This is a genomic window from Halorubrum sp. CSM-61 (assembly GCF_003781945.1).
In the GTDB taxonomy this organism is placed as follows: domain Archaea; phylum Halobacteriota; class Halobacteria; order Halobacteriales; family Haloferacaceae; genus Halorubrum.
Genome location: NZ_RJJW01000012.1, coordinates 74,113 through 83,218 on the forward strand (window position 1 = coordinate 74,113; position 9,106 = coordinate 83,218).

8 protein-coding genes are annotated in these 9,106 nt (G+C 56.8%); 5 read left to right on the forward strand and 3 right to left on the reverse strand.

What is annotated here, in order from left to right; genetic code table 11:
• The first annotated feature begins 177 nt into the window (after positions 1 to 177).
• Positions 178 to 1,011 (forward strand): ParA family protein, encoded by an 834-nt coding sequence (locus EDM04_RS17150; protein WP_123624241.1) that lies wholly within the window; start codon positions 178 to 180, stop codon positions 1,009 to 1,011.
• Positions 1,011 to 1,448 (forward strand): hypothetical protein, encoded by a 438-nt coding sequence (locus EDM04_RS17155; RefSeq protein ID WP_241154957.1) that lies wholly within the window; start codon positions 1,011 to 1,013, stop codon positions 1,446 to 1,448. The genes EDM04_RS17150 and EDM04_RS17155 overlap by 1 nt, the downstream gene beginning before the upstream one ends.
• 177 nt (positions 1,449 to 1,625) lie before the next feature.
• On the opposite strand, the gene EDM04_RS17160 is transcribed toward EDM04_RS17155, so the two are convergent.
• Both EDM04_RS17160 and EDM04_RS17165 read right to left on the reverse strand, forming a co-directional pair.
• On the reverse strand, positions 1,626 to 3,236 hold the full coding sequence (locus EDM04_RS17160; RefSeq protein ID WP_123624243.1) for a hypothetical protein: 1,611 nt from the start codon (positions 3,234 to 3,236) through the stop codon (positions 1,626 to 1,628).
• Positions 3,233 to 4,009 (reverse strand): ABC transporter ATP-binding protein, encoded by a 777-nt coding sequence (locus EDM04_RS17165; protein ID WP_123624246.1) that lies wholly within the window; start codon positions 4,007 to 4,009, stop codon positions 3,233 to 3,235. The genes EDM04_RS17160 and EDM04_RS17165 overlap by 4 nt, the downstream gene beginning before the upstream one ends.
• A 328-nt stretch (positions 4,010 to 4,337) precedes the next feature.
• On the opposite strand from EDM04_RS17165, the gene EDM04_RS17170 reads away from it, so the two are divergent.
• From EDM04_RS17170 to EDM04_RS17180, 3 genes are all read left to right on the forward strand, one after another.
• On the forward strand, positions 4,338 to 5,582 hold the full coding sequence (locus tag EDM04_RS17170; RefSeq protein WP_206424491.1) for a tyrosine-type recombinase/integrase: 1,245 nt from the start codon (positions 4,338 to 4,340) through the stop codon (positions 5,580 to 5,582).
• 79 nt (positions 5,583 to 5,661) lie between these two features.
• Positions 5,662 to 6,135 carry a transposase gene (locus tag EDM04_RS17175; protein WP_123624250.1) on the forward strand — a complete coding sequence of 158 codons (474 nt, stop codon included), beginning with the start codon at positions 5,662 to 5,664 and terminating at the stop codon, positions 6,133 to 6,135.
• A gap of 656 nt (positions 6,136 to 6,791) precedes the next feature.
• Complete coding sequence (locus EDM04_RS17180) at positions 6,792 to 7,940, forward strand: hypothetical protein (RefSeq protein ID WP_123624252.1); 1,149 nt, start codon at positions 6,792 to 6,794, stop codon at positions 7,938 to 7,940.
• A gap of 55 nt (positions 7,941 to 7,995) precedes the next feature.
• On the opposite strand, the gene EDM04_RS17185 is transcribed toward EDM04_RS17180, so the two are convergent.
• A partial coding sequence (locus EDM04_RS17185; protein ID WP_123624254.1) for an IS4 family transposase occupies positions 7,996 to 9,106 on the reverse strand: 1,111 nt, incomplete at its 5' end.

Sequence of the window (9,106 nt, forward strand, 5' to 3'; positions counted from 1 at the left end):
AGACCGTAAGAAGGGAACTCGAGTGTTTCCTGCTAGACGCTTTCGCTGTCATTTCTATATTGTCTAATTAGTTGTACTGTACGGCTATACTAACCAGTTGTACTGAATAGTATAGCTAACCATACTAACTGATTTGTCTGACGCAAATTTATGACGAATGGGTCTAACAAGTGAGATATGCTCACGTACACGACATACAGCGAAGCTGGCGGCGTCGGGAAGACGACGCTCGCGTCAAATCTCGCCGACGCGCACGGCCAGCACGATCGCGATGTTCTCGTAATCGATCTTGACCCTCAGAATGGCTCGTTAACGTATTTACTCGGCGTTGACGCTCCACGAGATGATAGTAACGCAGACAACATCGCGCGCCACCTCATCGACCGACCAAAGGGCACATTCGAGGACCTCATCCTTGAGACGTCATTTGGATTCGACCTCGTTCCAAGCCACAATATGCTAGAAAATCTCGCTGATCTCCTTGCTCGCGCTGCCTCAATGGCAGAAGACCTCGATGAGGAGTTCGAACGCCACGACCAACTGCGCCAAGTACTGCTCAACGCGGATATCCCCGAGAAATACGATACGATCGTCGTCGATCCGCCGGCAACCGCTGGCCCCCATCTCTACAACGCTATTGGCGCAACCCGTTCGCTGGTGATTCCGCTGGAACCGACAGGGAAAGGGATTCAATCGATAGAGGGGCTACAAGATGTTGTTCAGGGCTTCGAAGACACGGTGGGCGTCACTGTTGGTGTCCTCGCGGTTGTGCCGAACGGCGTTGGACGGACGACGGACCAACAACACTACCTGACGCGTATCCGCGAGTTGGGGTACGACGCGCCAGTCGCCATTGGTGAGCGATCGTCGCTGTTCGAAGGCTGCTGGGACAAGCAGACGACAGCGTTCGCGTACGTCAATGAGTATCGCTCCCGGAAACGTGATCACGAAATGGAGACGCTCGAGCAGTTACACGAGCTCGCCAGCCATCTTGAGGAGGTGAGTGCCTAATGCCGAACGGCATGAAATCCGGGAGCGGCGATGATCCGTTCGCCGAGGACGACGATGTCGACGATGAGCCTGTCGACGATGTCCCAGATACGGACACAGATGCTGGTGATCCGTTTGATGAGCAATCAACAACGCCAGAACCTGATCCGGCGTCGACGACGCTACCAGGCATCCCTGACCATCCTGCTGACGAATCCTCCCGGCTGCCGTGGATCCACCGTCGCGATGGAGTGAAAGACGACCGGGACCACAAGACGATCCACTACACAGAACACACGGTAAAGAGGGAACGTCGGGAGCTCCGGCCTGCACTTGAGGAACAACTTGGGGATGATGTCGAACTTACTGATGCCCGAGAGGCGGCATATCTCGTCGGAATGGACCACATAGACGAAGTCGCTGACGTGCTTCGAGAGTGGGGCTACGATATCGAGTGACCGGTATCGGCCCGTTGTGTGTTATCCCCCTAGAGGAATATCACCGGGCGCGCCCCAATTGGGGACGCCGAACAGTTCACATCGCAGGGCTCACAAGGGCGATGTTCCACCGGTATGTCTCCGATCGGCTTGGCAGCGAGCGTATGCTCGCCGGACAGCCCATCTGAAACGGCGTGATCACGCCAGCGTATAGCGTCGGTGCCGCCGGAGCGCATAGCGGTAGGAACCATACGAAACGCCGACCGTCAACAGCAGATACGTACCGAAGAGCACGCCGAATACAGGCGTCAACACGACGTTTCCGGTGACCGCGAACCACGTCACGAACAGCCCGAGACCCGTTCCGCCACCCACGACGAACAGGTACACCATCATGACGAGCGTCGACGGGACGACCGTTTCTGTCCCCCAAAACTCGCGCTCCTCGTAGATCGGGTACGCCGAGCCGATGCCGACCGCGAACATCGCCGCAGCGAGACACATCACAACTCCGACGGCGGCGGTCGCCACCGCCTCAACTACCGTTATCCCAAAAAGGATCGGGACGAACGAGCTGAGAACAGCGACCGGCACTCCAATCGCAACGCCGGCGAGAAGCCGTCCACGGACGAGAGCCGCGGATGGCGTCTCGGTAAGAAGGAGCAGCGGTAGTTGCGGCCGCTCGTCACCGAGCGGGTTCAACCCGAAGGTAGCGCCTGAGAGGTATGTCGCGAGAACGACGCCGCCCCCAGTGATGATGGGTCCGAGGGCGTCGCCCGAAAACTCGAGAAACATCGTCCCGAACGGTGCGATAAAAAATACGGCAATCAGGAGATGACTCAACTCCGCCGGATCACGGCGACTGCGCACGAGAATCCCCCACGCGATACGACCGGGTTTAGTGTATGCGAACGGTCGTGGGGCAGAGAATCCGCCGCTCGATCGCCGCACCTGCGTCGACTCGTTGTTGCCGACCGAATCGGTAAACCAGAGCGTAGAAACCTGCCTGGTCGAGACGACGAGACCGACCGGCGTGAGAGCGATTAACGCCGCGAGCACCGCCACCGCCTCCGGAGAGGTCGGTCTGGAGACCGGTGTTCCGACGAAAGCGAGCGCAACGTATTCCACGAGGGGATCGAACGCCACTGTCGACAACAGCCGTTGCACTGAGAGGTCGGATTCGACGATGAACTGCCCGGCGAACTGTGACGCGACGACGAGTCCGACCATCGCGAGGATACCGACCGCTTTCAGGAGACGGCGAAGGCTGGGGAGTTTCCGCAGGAGTCGCAGCACAGTAATTCCCCCGGCGTACCCCCAGACGGCGGCACAACAAACGAGCGGCAGCGCGACCGCCCCGCCCGAAGCAACGAGCAGGGGCGAGCCCATTCCGAGTGCGAATGTGACCACCACTGCCCCGACCGGGATCCCGAACCACAGGGAGAGCCGTCCCACCTCCGCTGTGATGAGCCCGATAACGACTGCTCGCGGGTGAACCGCCAGCAGGACGAAATCCGCACCGTCGATATGTCCGAGCCGTTCGAGGGTCCGAAACACCGATATCGACAGGAGACCGAGAGGAACAAGCGTCGCAGCGGGCGCGAAGAACGGGACCGCCGTCACGGAACGCGCGGTTTGCCCAAGCACATACGCTGTCGGCAGCGCGAACAGGAGCGCGCCGCCGAAGAACAGCGCCGTGAGCAGGAGTCCAAGGACTCGACGGGGGTTTCCGAGGTACCCACGGAGGCTTCGGACGAACTCCGCTCGCCCAATTCGGAGCCCGTGGCGAACGTCCTGTCGGACGCTCATTCTCTCCGAGAGGCCGCGTCCGTTTCGGGTTCGCTCGTGACGGCGAGGAACGCGTCTTCCAGGGATCCACTCTCGCCCGTCTCCGCACGGGCCTGTACTTCGGTGGGTGTCCCCTCGGTGACGAGTCTCCCGTCAAACAACACCCCGACCTCGTCAGCGACGGCTTCGACCACCGGAAGAATGTGTGTTGAGAGGAACACCGTGGTTCCTGCGTCGGCGAACGCGGTGATCGATTCTCGGATGGTGCGCGCCGCTCGGGGGTCAAGCCCCGATGTCGGTTCGTCTAAATACAGGACGTCCGGTTCGTGCAGGACGCTCTGGATGAACGCGGTCTTCTGTTTCATTCCCTTCGAATACCCGTCGATCCGCCTGTCTGCGTCACCAGCTAACCCGAATTGGTCGAGGTACTCGCCGATGCGCTCGTGGGCAACAGACCGCGAAATGTCGCGAAGGTCGGCGACGTATTCGAGCTGTTCGCGGGCGCTGAACTCGTCGTACAGTGGTGGCGTCTCAGGGAGATAGCCGACCCGACCGGCGATCGCACGCCGGTCGCTCGGGTCGACGCCACAGACGCGTACCGATCCGCTGTCCGGATCGCTGAGTCCGGTAAGGAGCCGCATCGTCGTCGTCTTCCCCGCACCGTTCGGGCCAAGAAAGCCGTAGACGCTCCCGTGCTGGATGTCGAGCGTGAGACTGTCGAGAGCGACTTCTGAGCCGTAGCTCTTCCGGAGATCGGTCGCCAGAATGGCGGATTCGTCGTGGGTGGAGGGCATACGTAACGGATGTCATTTCCCGAACCGGTCGTCTATGCGTTTCGGAATCATCTTCCGGTCACACGTATCGGGGGTAATGCCGCATGGATAGATAGCGATGCGAATAGGCGGCGTGATCGCCCCGCCGAAATCTCATTTTGTATAGCGATATATGATACATTACTCTTGAACATCCATTGTCCGATAAGTTGCTTATTTCGCGTGTCCCCAACAGACACGCGCATAACCAATACTATTATACTACTGTCAGATAGACGCTACCCAATGAGATCACGACGCTTAGAATCACAACAGGGGGCAGCACGCGGGGTTCTCTCCCGAGATCTCCGTGAGTGACCAAACCTACAACTGGTCGAGGAAATCATTCGACGAACTCGTCGATTTCTACGAGCGCGAAATCGCCCGTGAACGCCAGCTCGAGGGATACGATCCAAACAAGGATATTCCGTCCTACCAGTGGCTCGTTGAGCACGGCTACAGTGGCCTGCAGTACGCTGTTCGAGAACACCACAAAATGACGCTCTCCGAGTTCTTCGAACAGGCTGTTGGACTTGGCGACGGTGGTTCAGCCGACAGCCTGTCGTGGCCAATCGACAACGAGCAGATGATCGAGTATCTCGAACAGTACTTCCGGTCACAGCAACGGGGATCGGCTGCGGAGAGCACCCTCCAGTCAAAGCGCTCGCGGCTCGGCCAGTTTCTTCGCCACTACGAGGACCTTCACGGGACGGCCGCGATCGTTTCTCGCATCACCGATGTAGCTGACCAGCCTGAAGAGATTCAGCGCGTCACAGCCGTCTTTGACGTTCTCGATAAAGAACTCGAGAGTAATGATTCGAAGCGGCGGTACCGATCTGACATCGACGACCTCTACAGTTGGCTTGTCGATCGTGGTTACGGCGCGTTCAATCCCGTTCGATATGACCACGAGTGGGACGTTTCCAAGCGCGATAACCCCGCGCTTGCGCCCGTACAGGTCGGATCTCTTGCGGTTGCGACTGAGAATACAGAAGAGCAGTTAATCGTCTTAGGGTTGTGCGCGTGGGGCTTACGACGGAGCGAATTAGCAAACCTCCACGTTGAGAACGTAAACCTCCAGGCTGAGTCACCGTATCTCTCTTTCGACACGCGAAAAAACGGTCCCGGAACAGTAGCGCTGATCTACGGCCAAGATATTCTTGAGGATCGGATCGCACAGCTGTCGGATCGCCAGGGATGGGATGGGTATCTGTTCCCCTCACCAGACGCTCGACGTGACCATGTAACCGGTGAGACGCTCAATCGCCGATTTAAGTCGATCGCTGCGCGTGCGGATGCGCATGTTCGCGGTGAGCTCCCGACATCGAAGATGGGACGTCGGTTCTGGTACAGCGCGTACGCTGACGCCGTCGAGACGGTGATCGAGCGTCTCCAGAGTGTAGCCCACGAACAGGGAAGCAGCGATCCGATGGTTGTGTTTCGAAACTACCTCTCTGAGGAGAAGCGTCGTGAGTACCTTCGTGAAGCAATGCGTGACCGGCTTGCTGAAGCGTTCGATCACGACGCTGAAGGGGAAACTAACTCTGGTTTGTGAGTCCCCGGCTCTGTTGAATCCGCAGAAGGCGGCGGGATAGCGTCGCTCTGAAGGTGGAAGCGAAGCGGAAGAGCCGAATGTGCCTAAACTACTCTTCCGCTTCGTTAAGCAAGCCGCGTCGCTGGCTCAAAAGCGCTGTGCCGCCAGTCCAACGGCGGTGAGTGATCCGACTGGCAACGGATTTCCCGGCTGGAAGCATGTCACGCTCCACTTTTTGCGGGTTCACATGGACGCGACGTACCGCGAGATCGTGGATTGGGCGAGCGAGATGGATCGTGTTCGTCGGCTGTTACAGCTCGCTCGAACGGCATTTCCCGCACCCTCAACGCTGTACCGGTCGTTTGAGAGGGTGCCCATGTCCGTGTGGCGAGGCGCACACAACGCGCGGTTGGACAGCGAGCTATACGGCCAGCGCTGGATGGCCGAGACCGCCTTTTCGGCCATCAAGCGTCGGTTCGGCCCCGCTGTCCACCCTCGCGCGTGGTACCGCGAGTTCCGCGAACTCGTGTTGACCGCCGCAGTCTACAACCTCGAACAGGCTCTCAAACAGTGATCCCCACGCCGTCATCGGATTACACAAAGCAGTCAATACAGGTGACTCACGAATCGCTCAGTACAGGGGGCCCACGTATCGCTCTACTCGCATAAACACTCATTAACAGACAGGAATACCATACAAGATGCAGAGCGCAAGTCTTGTACTGAGTTCCTCTCGGATTCGATCAAGCCGGATCGGTCAGCACAGAAGCTCTATCGGGGATCACCGCAAGACAATCTGGCTAATATCACAGAGACCAATCAGCAAATAAACGAGACAATTGATATTGATGGATACGTCCACGTTGCGCATGCGAAATCAGGGGGTTACCAAAAGCGGGTGGTCTGGTTCAATCGGCGAACTGACTCTGATAATCGCCAGATTGCGTTGATATCGCTGTAGCTGTACAGAACTCTATTGAGTACAATTTGGTGTGTTTCTCATGGAGATAGTGTTCTACCTTGGCGGCGTATTCTAGTGGTTAGAGGGTACGCCTGGCTGTGAATTTATTCTCTGTGTTTACCAAGTATACCTTGTCAGTTCTAACACATTTAACAATGCTATTGCTGGGAAATCGTATTGATTCGATGAAAGAGTCGGATGATGTCAGCCATAGTTGAGCGAGTGCTAATTGTCATGGTTTCTTATAGATTGCTTTGATGGGGAATAGCATGGATGGCGGGATTTATTTCGACGATGACGGAGACCTTATTGAGATGACTGATGACCTCTATGACCGGGAAGCGCTGCTACAGCGCGATCTTGCTGACTTCCCGAAGTTACTCGCCGGGGACCAAATGGATACCGCTGAACCACGCCGATGGTCACTCATCGCACGGGAGGCTTCGGTTCCGGATAAGCAGGGTGGCAACGAGCGGTGGTCCGCTGACCATCTCTTCGTCGATCAAGACGCTATTCCAACGATCGTAGAAGTCAAACGGAGTGAAGACACCCGCCGTCGTCGCGAGGTTGCGGGTCAAATGCTCGATTATGTCTCGCACGCAACACTCTATTGGGAAGCTGATGACCTTCGTAAAACGTTCGAAGAAACCTGTGAAGCGAAGGATGTGCTTCCAGAACAGGAACTGGCCGAGCTCTTAGGAGACGATGAAGAGGAGAGTGATGACTTCTGGGAACGAACCGAGGCTAACCTCCGCTCGGGCAAAGTTCGACTTCTGTTTGTCGCGGATGACATCCCTAGCGAGCTCAAGCGCATCGTGGAGTTCCTCAATGAACAGATGTCGACTGCTGAAGTCTTAGCTGTCGAAGTGACTCCATACACCAGCGGAGACAAGACAGCATACGTCCCAAGACTCTACGGTCAAACTGAAGAGGCTCGCCAGTCCAAGCAGGCGACGACACGTCCTACCCATGACGAGGATGACTTCTTAGAGGACGTTGCAATCAAAGAGCGTGAAAATAGACTTGAGTCGAGTGAGGCGGCTGCTCTCCGCGATCTATATGAGTTCATCCAAAAAGAAGCCGATGACTACGACTTCGGAGGAACAGCGAACGTCTCCGTGACTGCTCGCTGGTCCGTATTAGGGGGTAGTGAGGGGATGTTTACTCTCAACTCCAAAGGTGAGGTGGTTTTCTGGCAACCAGCAAATATTCACGATCCAGAAGAAAGCAACTGGTCACATGATACTCTCATGGCGTGGTACGAGGACTTAGCAAGAATGTCACATCCACTGGCGGACGTAGAGCAGTTTACTGACAGTAAAAAGAGATTGCCGATTGAGGCGTTCGTTGATCAGGAAGATCGAGACCAATTTAAGGACGCCTGTCTCTGCTTTGTCGACGCTTGTAGCAGCCAGTAACAGCTATCAATCGGGTGCGAAGGGTGACGACGACCCTTGAAGCATCCGTCTTTAGTTAAGCCTCACACCTCGGTTGTGTAGCGGTAGCGAGCGTCTCTTGTAAGATTGGTCGTTGCTGGTGGATCTTTTGAGCGTCTTCGATCAGCCGGTCGAGCAGCGGCGGCGGTGAGTAGCCGAGGAACTCACCGAGTTCGTGGAGAATGAGCTGGGCGTGCGACCGGAAGGTCGCCGCCCAGCGCTCTGTCGGAAACACAAGCTCATCATCCGCCTGCTCAGTGACTAGATCCAACAGATCGCGGCTTACAAGCAGCGACAGCAGCGCTGCGTACAATAAGATCCTCACCACGTGTTCGTCACTCGTGTCGAACTCGTCCAATTCGTACTGCGTCTTCAGCTCCCGGAACAGCAACTCAACTTCCCACCGACAGCGGTAGATCTCCGCTAAATCCGCCGGAAAGAACTCCTCCCTAGCTAAATTCGTCATGTACAGGTGGTAGTCGTCGGCGTCCTCGTTGCGGACGCCGACGACGCGAAATCGCTTCGTATCCAGCGACTGTGTCCCATTGTACGGCCCCCGTTTGAATTCGACTTCGACCTCCACATCGATGTATTTCCGGTCAAGGTCATCGAGAACAGCTCGGAGCTGCTTGCCCTCTAAGGGAATGGCGCGGCCGCGCCATTCCCGTAATTCTGCCGTAATCACCGGGTTTGCGTTCTGCTTCAGCCGACTCACGAAGTAGCCGTCGTTCTCGTCGATCAGCGCAAACCGGCGGTACTTGAAGTAGGCAAGATCGAACAACACGAGGCGATTCTCAAGCCACGGCCCTGTTTTGAACAAGGTGCTGTCGTGCGTTTTCTCGTTAGCAGTATCGAGCCGTTCAATCGTCTGCTCTGTGGCATTGTGGAGCAGGTGGAGCTTCGCTCCAGCCTGCTCCTCGTGGCGGGCTTCGAATTGGTCTGAGAGAAATTCGTGTAACCGCAACACCGTTCCATCAGCGATCATCACGTCTCTAAATCGGTCGATATCAGCGTCAACAGCGTTAGGAACAGCGACCTCGTCGAGACCGCGCTCGACGAGGTCGCGGAGATACTCTGCAAGCGTCGGTGTCAACCGCTGATAGAATCCACCCGGAGAGATCGTCTCATCGGCAGTAGAGTTGTAACAG

Bases quoted from the DNA above. Each gene is read 5' to 3' on its own strand.
- EDM04_RS17150 (WP_123624241.1), top strand. From the start codon at position 178: ATGCTCACGTACACGACATACAGCGAAGCTGGCGGCGTCGGGAAGACG.
- EDM04_RS17155 (WP_241154957.1), top strand. From the start codon at position 1,011: ATGCCGAACGGCATGAAATCCGGGAGCGGCGATGATCCGTTCGCCGAG.
- EDM04_RS17160 (WP_123624243.1), bottom strand. From the start codon at position 3,236: ATGAGCGTCCGACAGGACGTTCGCCACGGGCTCCGAATTGGGCGAGCG.
- EDM04_RS17165 (WP_123624246.1), bottom strand. From the start codon at position 4,009: ATGCCCTCCACCCACGACGAATCCGCCATTCTGGCGACCGATCTCCGG.
- EDM04_RS17180 (WP_123624252.1), top strand. From the start codon at position 6,792: ATGGATGGCGGGATTTATTTCGACGATGACGGAGACCTTATTGAGATG.